A 16,348-nucleotide genomic window follows, 5' to 3' on the forward strand; every position below is an offset into this window, starting at 1 on the left:
GCGGGGGTGGAAAATAGCTCGCCTTTTGATCGCGTTAGCGCTTAGAGTTCTTACCGCGACGCTCGCGCACGCGCACCGCGATGCGCACCGGAGAACCGTGGAAGCCGAAACGCTCGCGGAACTTGCGCTCCAGATAGCGACGATAACCAGCGTCCAAGAAGCCAGTAGTAAACAGCACTATTGTTGGCGGCTGCGTCGATGCCTGCGTAGCAAAGAGCACGCGCGGTAGGCGGTTGTTCTTCATCGGCGGCGGGTTCGCAGCGATGGCCTCACGCAGCCAGTTATTGAGCTGGCCGGTGGATACACGCTGATCCCAGCTCTCCAGAGCCTCAATCATCGCCGGCTCCAGGCGCTGCAGCGCGCGGCCAGTCTGCGCGGAGATGTTGACGCGGGTAACCCATGGCAGGTGGCGCAGCTGCTCGTCGATCTCACGATCCAGGTAGTAGCGGCGGTCCTCGTCCATCAGGTCCCACTTGTTGAACGCGATGACTAGAGCCTTGCCGGATTCGAGAACCATGTTAAGCACACGCTGGTCCTGTTCAGAGACCTCCTCGGAGGCGTCGATAAGCATGATGCACACCTCAGCAGCGTCGATGACGCCGCGGGTACGCAGCGAAGCGTAATACTCGTGCCCTTGCGCGTTCTTGACTTTCTTGCGCAGGCCAGCAGTATCGATGAACTTCCAGAGACGCTGGTCAAGCTGCACCAGTGAGTCAACTGGGTCGACCGTAGTACCCGCCACATTGTCCACGACGGAGCGTTCCTCGGAGGTCAGCTTATTCAGCAGCGAGGACTTACCAACGTTCGGCTTACCCACCAGCGCCACGCGACGTGGTCCGGAAGTAATCGAAGAATGGCGCGGCTCCTCGGGGAAAAGACGCAGGATCTCATCGAGAACGTCCGCGCCACCGCGGCCATGCTGCGCGGAAACCGGCCAAGGATCGCCCAAGCCCAAAGCGTAGAACTCGGCCATATCGGCGTACATGGTCTCAGAATCGAACTTGTTGGAGACCAAGATGACCGGAACCTCGGACTTTTGCAGCTTGCGTGCCATAACAGAGTCAGTCTCGGTGATGCCGACCTTCGTGTCGACCACGAAGACGATGACATCTGCAGTTGCCATGGCCTGCTCTGCCTGGCGAGCAATAGCAGCGTGGATGCCCTTGACGTTCGGGTCCCAGCCGCCAGTGTCCTGGACGAGGAAGCGCTGGCCGTTCCAGTCCGCGATATAGGAAACGCGGTCACGGGTAACGCCTGGGTGGTCCTCCACCACTGCCTCACGGCGGCCCAAGAAACGGTTTACGAGGGAGGACTTGCCCACGTTTGGGCGACCAACAACAGCCACGGTGCAGAGGTTTTCCTCGGTGTGGGAATCCTGCACGCCGAAGGCACGGGAAAGTTCTTCCCATTCCTCCTCGCTCATTGGCTCTTCGCCATCAGACTCATAGTCTTCACCGAAGTCGGCGTCGCCGAACTCGGAATCATCAAACTCACCGTTCTCGAGCTCCGACTCGTCGAATTCGTAGTCGAATTCTTCGGCATCGAAATCGCTCGGGGCCCAGCCGCCGTGCGGGTCACGGGCTACTTCTTCTTCGAGCTTGCCCACTGGGTAGTGGAACTGGGTATCGAAGTCGCCTGCGGCGTTATTGTCTTCTTGACCTGCAAAATCCTTAGACATGTGCAGACTCCTTCACAATTTCGGTGAGAACGTCGAGGACCTCTTCCAGGCTCATGAAAGAGGTATCGACGAGGGTGGCGTCTTCAGCTGGACGCAGCGGCGAGGTGGCGCGGGAAGAATCCGCGGCATCACGGCGCTCAACGTCTGCCAAGACGGTGGAGAAATCAGATTCCAAGCCTGCGGCGAGGTTCTGATCGTGGCGGCGCTGGGCGCGTACCTCAGCGGAGGCGGTCATGAATGCCTTCGCCGGGGCGTCGGCAAGCACCACAGTTCCGATGTCGCGGCCTTCAACGATGGCGCGGTGCGCATCCCGGGCTAGCTTGCGCTGCAGCTCCACCAAGTTCTGGCGAACCTCGGGGACCGCCGAAACTGCGGAAACGTTGCGGGTGACTTCGTCCTCACGGATGACGCGGGAGACGTCCTCTCCGTCGAAGAGGACCTGCTTGGAATCCGGATCATCGGAGACCTCCAGCGGCAAGTCTGTAGTGGTCTTGATGACCGCATCCGTGTCAGCTGGGTCGATGCCAGCGCGCAGAACTGCGAGCGTGGCAACGCGGTACATGGCGCCAGTGTCGACGTACTTTGCGTCGAGGCGCTTAGCCAAAGCACGGCAGGTGGTGGACTTGCCGGTGCCGGAGGGACCGTCGACGGCCAGGATGAGGCCGCCTTCAGGCATGTTTGAAATCATGTTTCCTTCCATTACATCCCCACCGCCTTGTAAAGGCTGGCCAACTCGCTGGAGTTGAGCGCACGCAAGATACCTGGCTTCATCTCGCCCAGCTGCAGGGTGTGCAGCTTGGTGCGGACCAGACGCTGGACTGGGAAGCCAGCTTCCTTGAGCATGCGGCGGACGATGTGCTTGCGGCCTTCGTGCAGTTCAACGCGAACCAAGGAATAGCCTTGGTTCTTGTCCACGACCTGGACATAGTCGGCCTTTGCCAAGCCGTCCTCGAGCTCCACCCCTTCCTTCAGGGTTCGTACCAAGCCATTGCCAGCCTCGCCTAAAACGGTAGCGAGGTAGGTCTTGCGCACCTCGTACTTCGGGTGCATTAGGCGGTTGGCCAGCTCACCATCATTGGTGATGAGGATTAGGCCCTCGGTATCGGCGTCCAGACGGCCGACGTGGAACAGACGCTGGCCTGCGGCCACGCGTTCACCGATGAGGTCGCCGATGCAGGGGCGGCCCAGTTCATCGCTCATGGTGGACTGCAGACCGCGAGGCTTGTTGAGGATGAAGTACTGGGTTTCCTCATTGACGTTGATGCGCACGCCGTCGACGCGGATGATGTCCACGTTTGGGTCGACGCGTACGCCCTGCTGCATGATGATCTTGCCGTTAACCTCAACGCGGCCGGCATCGATCATGATTTCGGCGTGACGGCGGGAGGCAACGCCTGCCTTGGCCAAGACCTTCTGGAGGCGTTCGCCCTTGGAGTTATTCGACTTGCCTTCGGTCAGCCAATCTGCGCCCAGTTCGCGGGCGACGGAATCTGCGGTGGCCTTCTTTTTCCTATTTGCGCGTTCACGCTTGTCGACGTGTTGATGGCGGGCCGGCTTCGCATTGGAGACAAGCATCTCGCTGTCTCGCTGCTTCTTTTCCGGTGTGCCGTCTCGGCGAGCGGGTGGGGTCACAATAAGTGTCCTTATCAGTAGAAGTTATGAAGTTACCTGCGCAATGCTACCCCACTGCCGCGAACCGTGCGAATACCTAATACTCGGAATCGATCTGTTCCATGTCCGGCAAAAGCGGTGCGAGATCCGGCAAACGCTCCAGCGAGTCAATGCCCAGCAGCTCCAAGAAAAGCTCGGTGGTTTCGTAGCGGTGTGCTAGGCCTTCCTGCGGCAGCTCGCGCACGAGACCACGCACGGTGAGCGTGCGCATTACACCATCGACGTTGACGCCACGCACCGCAGCAACCTGGGCGCGGGTGACCGGCTGGCGATAGGCAACCACAGCAAGGGTTTCCAGCGCCGCACGGGAGAGCTTGGTCTGCGAGCCATCAAGCAGAAACTCTTCTACTGCATCGGCATTCTCCTGGCGGGTATAAAAGCGCCAGCCCTCCGCTGTCTCGCGCAGATCAATGCCTGAGCCCCGGGAATCAAACTCGCGCTGAATCGCCCGCAAGTGATCACTGACCACGGACTCCTCTAGGTCGAGCGCGCGAGCCAAAGACTCAACGGAGGCCGGCGAATCAATCACCAGAAGAATCGATTCAAGGCGCGAACGTTGCTGCGAGATTAGCGGAAGTTCCATGCCGGATACTGTACTGCACCGACACAGCTGGCCTACTGCGAGCCGGCATTAATCCCAGGCCGGGAATTACTCCACCGGTCTAATCCCAGTTGGAAGCCGCCACCACGGCAGGGTCCACGTCGAGACCGGTCCAGCTAAGTTCCAGTGGCCCGAGGGACTCTGGCTGCTCGGCGTCGACAGCCTTGGCCTTGTAGAGCTCCAGCAATGCCAGGAAACGGCCGACAACCTCCATCGAGACGGTGCAATCACGCGTGAGAGCAGCAAAACTCATCCACTGGCCCTCGCCCAGCAACTTCAGTGTGCTGAGGATCTTGCCGGCCTGCTCTGGGACAGAGACAGCAACCTGGTGAATATGGCCCGTGGCCACCTCATCCGGTGGCTTGGGGCGGAAGACGCTGGCAGCCAGCTCGGCAAAGGAGGCTGGCGTATGCCCTAGGCGCACGGGTGGGAGAAGTTCCACGAAAGCCTTCTCCATGGAGACAGCACGCGGATAGCGACGCCGCGCCTGTCGCTGCCATTGGGCGAATTGGTCGGCGACTTGCTTATAAGCCTTGTACTGCAGAAGCCGGGCGAAGAGAAGGTCGCGCGTTTCGAGCAGCTCAAGGTCTTCCAGATCGTCGACATCGCCGCGTGGCAAGAGGCGGGCCGCCTTCAAATCGAGCAAAGTGGCAGCCACGAGAAGAAACTCGGTGGTTTCATCCAAATCTGCGGTAGCCCCCAGCTGGCGGGTGTACGCGACGAACTCATCGGTGACCTCAGAAAGCGCCACTTCAGTTACGTCCAACTTTTTCGACTGAATCAGCTGGAGCAGCAGATCAAAAGGGCCCTCGAAGTTGCGCAATGCAATTCGAAAGCCCGTAATCTCCGGTTGGGTCACGGATAAACTTCCTAGACGGTGGAGCGCTCAATAACCTCTTTAGCGAGGTTGCGGTATTGCTGCGCCGCCTGGGAGCTCGGTGCCCAGCTGGTAATCGGCTCACCGGCCACGGAAGTCTCCGGGAAACGGACCGTACGCGTGATGACGGTGTCGAAGACCTTGTCACCGAAGTACTCGACAACACGGTCCATGACCTCGCGGGCATGCTTGGTGCGGCGGTCAAACATGGTGACCAGGATGCCCATGACCTCAAGGTCGAAGTTAATGCGCTCGGAAACTTTGTCCACGGTATCGGTCAAAAGAGCCAGACCGCGCAAGGAGAAGAACTCGCACTCCATCGGGATGATGACGCCCTGGGAACAGGCCAAAGCATTGACCGTAAGCAGGCCCAAAGAAGGCTGGCAATCAATGATGATGAAGTCGTAATCACGGCGAATCGGGCGTAGCGCACGGGCCAAGGTGTGCTCACGGCCAACCTCGTTGACCATCTGAATCTCAGCGGCCGACAAGTCAATGTTGGCCGGCACAAGGTCGAGGTTCGGCACACCAGTGTGCTGGATGGCGGAGTGGATAGAAGTCTGGCTATCCAACATCACGTCATAGATGGTGTCCTCAATTTGGTCATGGGTGAGGCCCAAGCCTGCGGACAGTGCACCCTGCGGGTCCAAGTCAACGAGCAAGACTTTACGGCCCAACTCTGCAAGGCACGCGCCCATGTTGATGGTCGAGGTGGTCTTACCAACGCCACCTTTTTGATTACACATCGAAATGATGGTTGCTGGCCCGTGCTTTTCCAACGGAGCTGGATCTGGCAGCTCACGGATTGGACGCCCGGTCAGCCCTACCTGCGCTTCAGAGGCTGCAAACAGTCCCTCTTCGCCCACAGTCACACCTGCTTCCTTGACCACAAATCGATCACCAATGCCACCCGATGCGAGTGGCTGATTACAACGTTGTGATTATAGAGTACCCGCTTTGACCCTTTTGTCGCGATAAAGCGTACCTATCCAGCCTCTTGGCTTGATTTACGGCGACGCGAAAGCAGCCATCCCAGCACAATTAAGAGCAGAACGCCGCCGGCACCAATAGCCCACGGAAGAATCGAAGAACCATTCTTCGAATCCGCATTGGCACCTTCACCGGAGCCATTGTCAGGGTTGGGCACTTCCCCGGCAGTTTCCTTATTTGGGTCCGTCAGCGTCACTACGAGCACCGCCGCGTTATCGGAATCGCGGACCAGCTCCATGATGAACGGGTTATCCGGGGTTTGGCCTTCCGGATAGGTCAGTTCAAGCGTGCGCGAGGACTTATCTACCTTCCACTGAACGCCCTTGATGAACTCGCCTTTTGCATTGAGGTAGCGCAACGTAACGCCAGCCTCGTCAGTGTCCTTGAAGCGGTTATACAGATCCAGCGCCTGCATCACGCCCATCTGCGCCGTGATGGTCTGGCCTTCAATCGTTGCGTCCAGGTTGATGTACTCCGCCTGCGACACATCGACTCCACCTGCTGCCGCCGGATTATTCGCAGGGTCACCGCCTGGCACACCGCCCTGGGCGCCATTGTCACTAGCAGCGCCACCATCAGCGCCAGTCCCGGAACTAGAATCTTCACCAGCAGAACCACCGTCGCCGTTATCACCGCCGCCAGCGCCCTCACCGCTACCGTCACCAGCACCGCCGCCATGCAGCACTGCCCCGCCGTCTCCGCCATTGGCGATGTCCTCGCCTGCATTATTCAGGTCTTCCTGGGTGACCGAACCATCGGCCACGAGCGTCAGGCTAATGGTCGTGCCTTCGTAGGTTACCGGCACCGTGACTTGGCCGCCTTCGGGCGGTGCGGTAATCGTGGCTGATCCGCCGGAGGCATTGATGTTCCAGCCCTCACCGGCATAACTTACGTCCACAGGGACCGGTAAAGACACGGTCGAAGTTTGGCCCGCTGGGACAGAGACTGAGGCGTCCTGTGCCTGCGCAGGCGCTACCGCCAGCACCATCGCCACTACCGCTGTTGCGGCAGCCAGCTTTGCCCCGCGCGTTACACCGGCAAGATTTTTCAGCATGTTCTACTTACTTTCCTGTCTATTTTTAAATTCGTTTAAGCCTAAGCCCTGGGATGCGCCGTGCGCCAGACTTCGCGCAGAGAATCCGCAGTGACGTGGGTATAGATCTGAGTCGTTGTCACCGAGGAATGCCCCAGCAGCTCCTGCACGGTACGCACGTCCGCACCGCCTTCTAATAGGTGCGTGGCAAAGGAGTGGCGCAGCGTGTGCGGTGAGATTGACTTTTTAATCCCGGCCCGCGCGGCGGCCTGTTTCAACACCGCCCATGCGCTTTGGCGAGACAGATTCCCACCGCGCGTATTGAGAAATAGTGCATGGGACTTGCCCTTCGACAGAACCGGCCGGCCCCGCACCAAGTACTCCTCCACGGCCTTTTGCGCCTGTGATCCCACCGGAACCAAGCGCTGCTTATCGCCCTTACCGGTTAGCATCAACATGCCATCGTTTTCGGTTACATCATCAACAGTTAAAGAGGTGACCTCCGTGATGCGTGCACCCGTGCCGTAGAGCAATTCCAGCAGCGCACGGTCGCGAATATCAATCGGAGTGGCCACTTCCCCCGTAGGCACCGAATCGAGTAGCTTTTCTACCTCCTCAATCTGCAGGGTTTCCGGCAGGTGCTGCGCATTCTTCGGAGGAGTCACTTCACTAGCCACATCCACATCGAGGATGCCCTCAGCCACGGCGAACTTGTGCAGCCCACGGGCGACGATGAGAGCCCTGCTTGCCGACGACGCGGCCATCGAGCCGCGCAAAAACTTCAGGTAGTTTTCAACCATGCCACGGTCGACTGCCGCTAAATCATCCACCCCATTGTCAGCCAGCCAGCCCAAATAGCGACGCACATCCCTGCGATAGTTGCTCAAGGTATTGGCCGAAGCGCCTCTTTCCACCGCTAGGTGGTTGAGCCACGTCGCAGCTAGTCCCTCCGCCTTCACAGCTTCTTCAAGTCAGGGCCAGGGCGACGCGCAGCCATCGCGGTCGGGCGCAGCTCGAAAGGCTCGTCCACGCTACGCGTCTTGCGGCCGCCGCGATAAACAACATAGGCCGCCAAGATGCCGGTGGCCGCTATCGAATTGACGATGTCACCAGAAATCACTCGATCGACCGCCTCATCAAGCGGCACCCACGCGAAGTCCATGTCGGCTTCCTCATCGCCTTCAGCATCCATTCGCGGGACAGCACTTAACCCACGGGATAAAAACACGCGCACGGCTTCCTCGCAGAAGCCCGGCGAGGTGATTATATCCGCAAGCACGGACCAGTCTTCAGCGGCCAACCCGGCTTCTTCCTGCAGTTCCCTCTTCGCTCCGGTGAGTTCGTCCTCCCCCTTGATGTCGAGCAAGCCAGCAGGAAGCTCCCACAGGCGCCTATCCGCACTACGGCGATATTGATTGACCATGGCGATGCGCTCTTCATCATCCACCGCGACGATAGCCACAGCGCCAAAGTGCTCTACTACCTCACGGTAGGCGGTGGTCCCGCCCGGCATCACTACTTCGTCCCGGCGCACTGCGATAATCGGGGCGTCGAGAAGCAGCTCACTGCTGCGTACCTCGAAGTCATGAGCCATTTAGAGATCCTCCGGCAGGCTCGGCGCCGCCGCATCGGCTGAGGAAGCAGCACCATAGGCACCCTTGCCTCCGTCGAGCTGCTCCTTTGCCGCCATAACCGCGGCCATGCGCGAGGTGGTGCGGTCGATGGAGTCCACCGTCGAGATTGCGGATTTGGCCTCACGCAGCTTGCCAATGACGCGACCTTCGGCAGCTTGCTCTACGCGTGCTGCCACCACAGTGTTTCCGCCGGCCGCGTCTAGGGCCTCTAGGAAATTGACCGTCTGATCGGTGTAGTAACCAGGAAAGCCCTTACCACCGACGTAAACCACGGCCTGTGCAGGCAAAATAGTGCCGTCTTCATAGTCGATATAGCCTGCATCGCGCAGCGCCTGCAGCAGGTTCGCGCGGTCCTTGGTTGAAGCCAGTGGCTCGGTGGTCTTTGGATCCATCAGCAAGGCCGCGGCCAGGGCCTGGCCGGAGTGCGTGCCTGCATCTACCTTCTTGGGATCAAGCTTGGCACCCGCCGGCAATGCGCTAGTAACCAAAGAAAGCAGCTTATCCGCGCCCTCCTGGCGGTAGAACTCGTCCGTTAGCTTGATCTCGCCGGCATCTTCGGCATCCGCGGACTTGAGCAAGCTGCGGATTGCGCGCACGTCGCCCTCGCTGGCTTCCCCAGTCGAGATTACTAGCACGGGACGCTGCGCCAAGCTGCCATCAACTACGACGGGAGCCAGTTTGTCAAGGACGGAGTCGCTAGAGTCTGCCTGTGCCTTGAGCACTTCCTCATTCTGAGCCTTCTTCTGGAACTCCTCGCGTAGCGATGAATCGCCCCCGGCGCCGCCCGACGGCATATTCGGAGCAATCGCCAGCGCTCCCAAGGCCACGCCCACGGCGGTGCCGAAACCAAGACCAGCAACAAGAAGTGACTTCCCCGCCATTACTTAAACCATCCTTGCACGCTCAAAGCAAAGTTATTCCAGGTATCGATGAGGTTCTGACCGAAGGAAGCGTCGCCGCCCAAGCCCACGATGATGACTATCACGGCCAGCGCAACCAGGATGCCAAGCAGAGCCCAGAGCCATCCGATGCCGCCGGAGCTCGGGTTGGTGTAAAGGTTGATGACGGAATCGGCATCCACCAGGCGCGTGCCCGCCTTCATACGGGAAAGCATCGCAGCCGGAGTAGCGTGCTCTTGCTTAGCAAAGATATCGTCCAGGTCCAGGGAGCGCCCGACCTGCACAATCATCTGGGCGCCGTGATAATCAGCCAGCAGCAGCGCAAGATCGGTGGCGGAGTCTGTTGCCGCCGGGAAGGTCATCGCACCGATGCCTAGGTCTTGGATGCGCTCAAGGCCCTCCGCGGTGCCGTCTGGATCTGCAGGCAAGATAACGCGCGCACCGCAGCGCAGAGTCTCGGAGCTAATCTCGGAAGGATCACCGACAATAAAATGCGGCTTATAGCCCAAATCCACCACGGTATCTGCTGCAGAATCCACACCAATGATGATCGGCTCGTATTCGCGGATGAAGTTGCGCAGCAGCTTCACCTTGTTGCGATGGTCCGTGGACGGCGAGACAACCAACACCTTGCGGCCTGCCATCTCGGTGCCGGAATCCGGAACGCCCAGGCCGTCGATAAGCAGCGGGCCCTCGGAATGGATGAACTCGATGGAGTTGCCGAAGAAAGCTTCCATATGGTCAATCAGCTCGCGTTGTGCGGAGGAAAAATTCTTCTCGGCCTTCTCGCGGCTCACAACCTTGCCCGTGGCCACCTCGGTATCGCCAATGAAGACGGCGCCTTCCTCATTAATGCGCGCCTTTTTGCCGTCCTTAAAGCTGGAGACGAATTCCTCGCCCACGCCCTCGATCAGGGTCACACCAGCGTCCAACAGCATGTGTGGGCCGTAGTTCGGGATGGACCCGGTGGTAAATTCTGCGACGTTCAGGACAGCTGCAGGCTTGATATCGACCAGCATCTGCGCTTCCTGGCGGGAAATATTGGCGGCATTGATGACGGCAAAGTCACCTTCGACGAACTTCTTCATGCCCTTTCCGCCCGGGGTGCAGTCACGCAGCGCACCGTGTTCACCAGGCAGATCGGAGTTACGGGAAAACAGACTCATACTTGCCATTGTCCCCCGTCACAAACTTAAATTGTGGAAGGCGCGCGGAACGCTGCCACTTCTGCCTGGGCGCGATCGAATAATTCCTGGGCGTGCGCGCGGCCAGTCTCAGTATCATCCAGACCTGCGAGCATGCGGGCAAGTTCTTCTACCCGCTCGCTAGCGCTGAGATCGCTGACACCGGAGGTGAATTTCTCCTTCGAGACATGCAGGTGACTATCTGCATAGGCGGCAACCTGTGGCAGGTGGGTGACCACGATGACCTGGTTGGAGGTAGCTAGACGCGCTAGGCGACGCCCGATTTCTACCGCGGCGCGGCCGCCCACGCCGGCGTCGACCTCGTCGAAGACCATGGTCGCGCCATCTCCATCCGCCAGCACGACCTCCAGCGCCAGCATGACGCGGGAAAGCTCGCCGCCAGAGGCCGCGCCTGCCAGCGGCTTGCCGTTGAGTTGAAACTCCACCTCGTCGGCACCGGTCTTGGAATACTTCGCTTCCCGGATTTCCACGTTGAGCGCGGAATTCGGCATGGCAAGTCCGTGGATCTCCTCGGTGACCTGCATACTTAAGTTCTTCGCGGCCTTCTTGCGGGCCTTGGTCAGCGCGCTGGCCTTAGCTACCATTTGTTTCTCGGCCTCCATGACCTTAGCCTTGAGCTCTTCCAAAACCTCGGCGGAGGTATCCATGGAGTCGAGTTTTTCTGCCGCGGCGTCACGCCAAGCCAAAACGCCGTCGATGTCAGCGGCATACTTGCGGGTCAGCTGCTTCAGATCTTGCTGACGGCGCAGCGATTCTTCGAGCAGGTTTGGGTCGGCAGGTAGCGATTCTAGGTACGTGCCCAGCTCAGCGGCGATATCGGAGACCTGGCTGGTGATATCGCTCAAGCGTTCACCCAATGCCGCGAGCTCCTTATCGCTAGAGCCCACCAACGCGGTGCTGGCACGGCCCAACAATGCGGAGGCAGCCTCGGCCTCGCCAAAAGAATCATCGCCGTCTACGGCCGAAAGCGCGGTCGCTGCCGCCTCGCGTAAGGTATCAACGTCCTGCAAGCGCTGGATGAGGGTAACAAGCTCGGTGTCCTCGCCCGGTTCTGGGGCGACCTCACCAATTTCATTGATTGCAAATTGCAGGCGATCTACCTCTTGCGCCAGCTCGCGGCGCGATTCCGTGCGGCGCTTATAGTCCTTGGCTAGGTCGCGCCAGGTGCGAAAAGCCTCGGTGTAGGTCTCGCGGACCTTAGCAACTGCAGGCTCCGAACGATCAACCGCGGCCAATTGCTGTTCGGGGGCAAGAAGACGCAGCTGATCGTTTTGGCCGTGCACCGTTAAAACGTGGGAAGAAAAATCACCCAGCGTTGCAGCAGGCACCGCGCGCCCGCCCAGGTAGGCGCGGGAGCGGCCAGCCGCCGACACCGTTCGGGAGGCGATATATTCGCCATTCTCGTCAGCGACGCCACCGACGGACTCCACGACCTCGGCGGCTGCCGCACGACCTGTGGCAAAGCGCCCCTCCACTGCTGCTTTCTGTGCACCGTCACGCACGCGGGAGGCGTCGGCACGGCCGCCAGCCAGAAGGCGCAGGCCGGTGACAACCATGGTCTTACCAGCGCCGGTCTCGCCGGTTAAGACGGTAAGGCCTTCCGCGAACTCCGCCGCAGAGCGCTCAATGACGCCTAAGTCCTCGATAGTGATATCAACGAGCATGTCTGTGCCACACCTGCCTTTCTTTTAAAAAGCCTAGCTTTGCGGGCCGCGCCAGCCGTGCACTGGCAATCGGAGCTTAGATACCAACCTATCCGTAAAGGGTTGGTCATCCAGGCGCACCCACTTGACCGGATGCGCACCGCGCACCGCCTCCACACGCGAACCAGGCGGCATCGCGATTTCGCGGAAACCATCCAAGATGACGATTGCCGGAGAGGTAGCCGAGGCCGACTCTACCGCGACCTTGGACAGTGGAGAGACCACCATCGGCTTGGTAAACAGCGCGTGGGCGTTGTTGGGAACCACGAGGAGTGCGTCCAGGGATGGCCAGAGAACCGGGCCGCCGGCGGAGAAGGCATAGGCGGTGGAACCAGTCGGCGTGGAAATTAGCACGCCGTCGCAGCCAAAGGAAGATACCGGGCGGCCATCGATTTCCAAGATGGCGTCCAGCACACCGGAACGGTTGAGGTTTTCAATGGAGGCCTCGTTGAGTGCCCAACCGCGCTCGATGAGCTTGCCTGAGCGGTCAGTGACCTCGACGTCGAGAGTAAGGCGGTCCTCTACCTCGTAGTCGCAATCGATAACGCGCACGAGCGCGCGCTCCAAGGATTCCGCTTCCCATTGCGCGAGGAAGCCCACGTGGCCCAGGTTGATGCCCAACACCGGGACATCGACTGCGCGAGCCATGTCGGCAGCACGCAGGAAGGTGCCATCGCCGCCTAGGACGAGGACGAGCTCGCAGCCTGCGGCCGCAGCCGGGGTGTGCTCAACGTGCTGCAACTCTGGCAGCACGTGTTCCGGCGCGCTGACGCGGACCGTGATGCCGGCCTCCTGGAGAATCTCAGCAGCGCGGATAGTGGACTCGAGGTTGTCTGCACGGCTGGCGTGCGGGACAAGCAGAATTTCGCGCTTCACTGTGGCCCTTCCTCAATGGCGGTGCGCACCATCTCAGCGATATCTTCATCTTTGGTTACCTGGCCGTCTTTGACCAGCCACAGGAAATACTCCACGTTTCCGCTAGGTCCCGGGAGCGGTGAGGCTGCCACGCCTTTGACGCTAACCCCCAAGGTCTGCGCAAAGCGCGCCACCTCCTCAGTGACCTCCTGACGCAGCTCCGACGAACGAACGACGCCGCCAGCGCCGATACGGTCTTTGCCGACCTCAAACTGCGGCTTGACCATGGGCAGCAGCCATGCGCCCTCTGCCATCACATCGACGATGGCGGGCAAGACCAGCTTCAAAGAGATGAAGGAAAGATCACCCACCATGGCATCACAAGGCCCCTCGGTGATGTCTAGATCAAGATTGCGGATGTTGGTACGGTCGAGTACCTTTACGCGCTCGTCGTTCTGCAGGCGCCACAGCAGCTGTCCGTAGCCCACGTCGACGGAGAGCACCTCGCGAGCCCCTTTTCGCAGGCACACGTCGGTGAAACCACCGGTGGAGGCGCCGGCGTCGAGAACACGCTTATCTTTCAAGTCGACGTCGAAGGCCTCAAGCGCCCCGAGCAGTTTATGTGCTCCGCGGGAAGCCCAGTCATCATTGTCAGCCGCCTCAACCTTGATGGAGACTTCCGGCTCTACGACGGTCGCGGGTTTGCTGGCCTTGAATCCGCCCACGGTAACGCGGCCGGCCTTGATCATCTCGACGGCCTGTTCCCTAGAACGAGCGATCTTCCTGCGGACGAGTTCTGCATCCAAACGACGCCGTTGTGGTGGCATTAGTTCTCCTGCAAGGCCTCACGCAGCACGGCGTGGGCGTTATCTAGTTGGGCTACTTCTTCGCTGAGCGACGTCGCGGGCTGGCCCAGGATTTCAGACATCGCGGCGTCGACTTCCTCGGTCGCCATGACGGCGCGCGGATCGTGTGGCTTTATCGCCATGCAGCTACTGCCTTCTCAGCAAACTCGCTGCGCGGCTGGATATAGCGTGGCGGCTCAGGCATGGCCCAGGCAACCTCAAGAACGGTGCGCAGCGCCTGGATGGAGGTGGATTTTTCGTTTCCGCCCTGCAGCACAATGTCATATCCGTCGCAGCGGGCGCGGAAATCGCCCTGTGCGCCGGGCTTTGCCACCGCAACGGGCAGCGACAGCTCGTGGAAGCCCGCACCGATGAAGTTCGGGCGCTGGGCTACCGGGGCCTCGATGAGCTCCAGCTCTCCCGATACACCGGTGAGCACGTGGAAAGTGTCCATCGCCGCTGCATTGCCACCGGCAATATCGGTGTCTAGGCGGTCGCCCACGGCAAGAGGTTTCTTCGACCCGACCTTTTTCGCCGCGTAGGTAAACATTGCAGGCTCCGGTTTGCCGGCGGAGATGGGCTCCACGCCAGTCGACGCCGCGACTGCCCCCACGAGGGCACCATTGCCCACGGCGAAGCCACGCTCGGTGGGCAACGAGGTATCCAGATTGGTGGCGAAGAACTTAGCGCCGTTGTTGATGGCGTAAGCAGCTTCGGATAGCTCCTTCCAACCAATCGCCTTATCCATTCCCTGGACCACTGCTGCGGGCTTATCCTCGGCGCTGTCTACCACCTGGTATCCAGCTTCACGCGTGAGCGTGCGGAAGGACTCTGCACCGATAACGAGAACCTTGGAGCCAGCCGGGATTTCCACGGCCATGAGCACCAAAGAAGCCTGAGCGGAAGTCACGATGTGTTCCGGATCGGCTAGCAGACCGATCTCAGAAAGCATCGAAGCCACAGCCTCCGGGCTCCGGGAGGCATTGTTGGTGACGTAAACGGCGGGAACGCCACAGGAGTTAATAACATCCACGACGCAGCGCAGCGGCTGGCCGCCTTCCCAAACGGTGCCATCAAGGTCAAGCAACAACGAATCGTGGGCTTTGAGAATATTCATAGCTAAATCTCTGCTAGGCGTTCGGCGGCGTCGGTCCAGTCTCCTTCATCAATTTTGACTGCATGCTTGAACCACTCCTTGGCCTCCTCCTTGCGGCCTGCTTCCAGCAGCGCATTGGCGTAGGCATAGGACAAGCGGCATGCGGAAACACCGCGGTCTTCCTTGTTGGGGTTAGCGCGCTGCATGGTGACAACGGCAGACTCTGCCTGACCCATATCGATGCGTGCGCCGGCGACGACAATGGCGAGCTCGATCGCGGAATCGCCATCCAACTCGCGTGCTTCCTCGCTGCGACCGAGCTCGACCGCCTTTTCAGGCCGACCCAGCCCGCGCTCGCAGTCGGCCATCACAGCCAGCAGACCTGGACCACCGGAGATTCGACGCGCTGCGCGCAGCTCCGACAGGGCTTCCTTCCATTCGCCCGCGTGGTACGCCGCGACACCATTGGCCTCGCGTGCAACAGCAACGCGGCCGGCACGGTCCTTGGCGGCTCGCGCATGACGCAGTGCCAGCTTTGGATCATCATCCATCCAGGTGCCGGCCATAATCAGGTGCTTGGCGACGGCCTCCATGTTCTCCTTGGACAAGGAGCGCAGGTCCTGCAGCACCGACGGATCCAGGTCCTCGATGTTGATATCGGAAGGCAGATCGGGGTCAGTCATACGACGGTTAATGCGCTCTTCGCGGTAACCGGAACTCTGCGGATGTGCCTTATCGAAGCGCTTACCGCCATGTCCGCGACCGCCACCACGGCGATCATTGCCGCGTGCGTCATTGCGACGGTCGTTGCCTCGACGCTCGTCGCGATTTCCACGGCCACCGCGATCGTTGCGGTCACGAAAGCCATTACGGCGGTCCCCATCCCAGCCATCGCGGCCGCCGCGACGGCTATCACGGCTATCGCGGTCCTCACCACGACCGTAGCCACGGCCACCACCACGGCGGTTGTCACGGCCACCGTTCTTGCGGTCACCGTAGTTCCCACGGCCGGAGCCGCCCTTACGATCGTTGAAACTGCGCTCAGACATCTAGCCTTACTCTCTTCTTGATTAAAACTCGTCCGTTACTACCGGCCTAGTTTACAGGCCATAAAGGACAAGACAGAAACCTCTACTTTACGCACCACAAGCGCTATAACCAAGCGGGGCCCACTCCAAAACAACCATCGAAAGCCCCATTCCTGCTCAAAACCGGACAGAACCTGCATGAAGCGTCCTGGGTTTAGTTCCGCTTCTTTTAC

Annotated in this window: 17 protein-coding genes; all 17 read right to left on the reverse strand. The window is 60.1% G+C overall.

Annotated elements, in window-relative coordinates; genetic code table 11:
* Positions 1-34: 34 nt before the first annotated feature.
* The 17 genes from der to HMPREF2935_RS05455 all read right to left on the reverse strand — a co-directional run bounded on the left by der (position 35) and on the right by HMPREF2935_RS05455 (position 16,136).
* Complete coding sequence (gene der / locus HMPREF2935_RS05380) at positions 35-1,678, reverse strand: ribosome biogenesis GTPase Der (RefSeq protein ID WP_061926149.1); 1,644 nt, start codon at positions 1,676-1,678, stop codon at positions 35-37.
* Positions 1,671-2,366, reverse strand: coding sequence for a (d)CMP kinase (gene cmk, locus HMPREF2935_RS05385; RefSeq protein ID WP_070732305.1), 696 nt, complete (start codon positions 2,364-2,366; stop codon positions 1,671-1,673). Before cmk ends, der begins: the two co-directional genes overlap by 8 nt.
* An 11-nt stretch (positions 2,367-2,377) precedes the next feature.
* Positions 2,378-3,310, reverse strand: coding sequence for a pseudouridine synthase (locus HMPREF2935_RS05390; RefSeq protein WP_062040699.1), 933 nt, complete (start codon positions 3,308-3,310; stop codon positions 2,378-2,380).
* A 76-nt stretch (positions 3,311-3,386) separates the two neighbouring features.
* The gene (gene scpB, locus HMPREF2935_RS05395; protein ID WP_061926143.1) at positions 3,387-3,932 is read right to left on the reverse strand and encodes an SMC-Scp complex subunit ScpB; all 546 of its coding nucleotides are present in this window, start codon (positions 3,930-3,932) and stop codon (positions 3,387-3,389) included.
* Between the two features lie 79 nt (positions 3,933-4,011).
* On the reverse strand, positions 4,012-4,809 hold the full coding sequence (locus tag HMPREF2935_RS05400; RefSeq protein WP_061926140.1) for a segregation and condensation protein A: 798 nt from the start codon (positions 4,807-4,809) through the stop codon (positions 4,012-4,014).
* An 11-nt stretch (positions 4,810-4,820) separates the two neighbouring features.
* Positions 4,821-5,699, reverse strand: coding sequence for a ParA family protein (locus tag HMPREF2935_RS05405; RefSeq protein ID WP_179294288.1), 879 nt, complete (start codon positions 5,697-5,699; stop codon positions 4,821-4,823).
* A 113-nt stretch (positions 5,700-5,812) separates the two neighbouring features.
* Positions 5,813-6,871, reverse strand: coding sequence for a hypothetical protein (locus HMPREF2935_RS05410; RefSeq protein ID WP_070732284.1), 1,059 nt, complete (start codon positions 6,869-6,871; stop codon positions 5,813-5,815).
* 41 nt (positions 6,872-6,912) lie between these two features.
* Positions 6,913-7,809, reverse strand: a complete 897-nt coding sequence (xerD, locus tag HMPREF2935_RS05415; protein WP_070455590.1) for a site-specific tyrosine recombinase XerD — start codon at positions 7,807-7,809, stop codon at positions 6,913-6,915.
* Positions 7,806-8,444, reverse strand: a complete 639-nt coding sequence (locus tag HMPREF2935_RS05420; RefSeq protein ID WP_070432945.1) for an NUDIX domain-containing protein — start codon at positions 8,442-8,444, stop codon at positions 7,806-7,808. The genes xerD and HMPREF2935_RS05420 overlap by 4 nt, the downstream gene beginning before the upstream one ends.
* A complete protein-coding gene (locus HMPREF2935_RS05425; protein WP_070732286.1) occupies positions 8,445-9,365 on the reverse strand; it encodes a copper transporter in 921 nt (306 codons plus the stop codon).
* Entirely contained in the window at positions 9,365-10,549 is a 1,185-nt protein-coding gene (steA, locus tag HMPREF2935_RS05430; RefSeq protein WP_070732288.1) for a putative cytokinetic ring protein SteA, read from the reverse strand. The genes HMPREF2935_RS05425 and steA overlap by 1 nt, the downstream gene beginning before the upstream one ends.
* Before the next feature lie 26 nt (positions 10,550-10,575).
* On the reverse strand, positions 10,576-12,252 hold the full coding sequence (gene recN, locus HMPREF2935_RS05435; RefSeq protein ID WP_070732290.1) for a DNA repair protein RecN: 1,677 nt from the start codon (positions 12,250-12,252) through the stop codon (positions 10,576-10,578).
* 33 nt (positions 12,253-12,285) lie between these two features.
* On the reverse strand, positions 12,286-13,167 hold the full coding sequence (locus HMPREF2935_RS05440; protein ID WP_061926116.1) for an NAD kinase: 882 nt from the start codon (positions 13,165-13,167) through the stop codon (positions 12,286-12,288).
* The gene (locus HMPREF2935_RS05445) at positions 13,164-13,973 is read right to left on the reverse strand and encodes a TlyA family RNA methyltransferase (protein ID WP_061926114.1); all 810 of its coding nucleotides are present in this window, start codon (positions 13,971-13,973) and stop codon (positions 13,164-13,166) included. The genes HMPREF2935_RS05440 and HMPREF2935_RS05445 overlap by 4 nt, the downstream gene beginning before the upstream one ends.
* Positions 13,973-14,134 (reverse strand): hypothetical protein, encoded by a 162-nt coding sequence (locus HMPREF2935_RS13180; RefSeq protein ID WP_168162613.1) that lies wholly within the window; start codon positions 14,132-14,134, stop codon positions 13,973-13,975. The genes HMPREF2935_RS05445 and HMPREF2935_RS13180 overlap by 1 nt, the downstream gene beginning before the upstream one ends.
* Complete coding sequence (locus tag HMPREF2935_RS05450; protein ID WP_070732292.1) at positions 14,125-15,108, reverse strand: HAD-IIA family hydrolase; 984 nt, start codon at positions 15,106-15,108, stop codon at positions 14,125-14,127. Before HMPREF2935_RS05450 ends, HMPREF2935_RS13180 begins: the two co-directional genes overlap by 10 nt.
* A 2-nt stretch (positions 15,109-15,110) precedes the next feature.
* Entirely contained in the window at positions 15,111-16,136 is a 1,026-nt protein-coding gene (locus HMPREF2935_RS05455; protein WP_070732294.1) for a tetratricopeptide repeat protein, read from the reverse strand.
* Positions 16,137-16,348: the final 212 nt, after the last annotated feature.

Source organism: Corynebacterium sp. HMSC076D02 (assembly GCF_001813815.1).
Taxonomy (GTDB): Bacteria; Actinomycetota; Actinomycetes; order Mycobacteriales; family Mycobacteriaceae; genus Corynebacterium; species Corynebacterium simulans.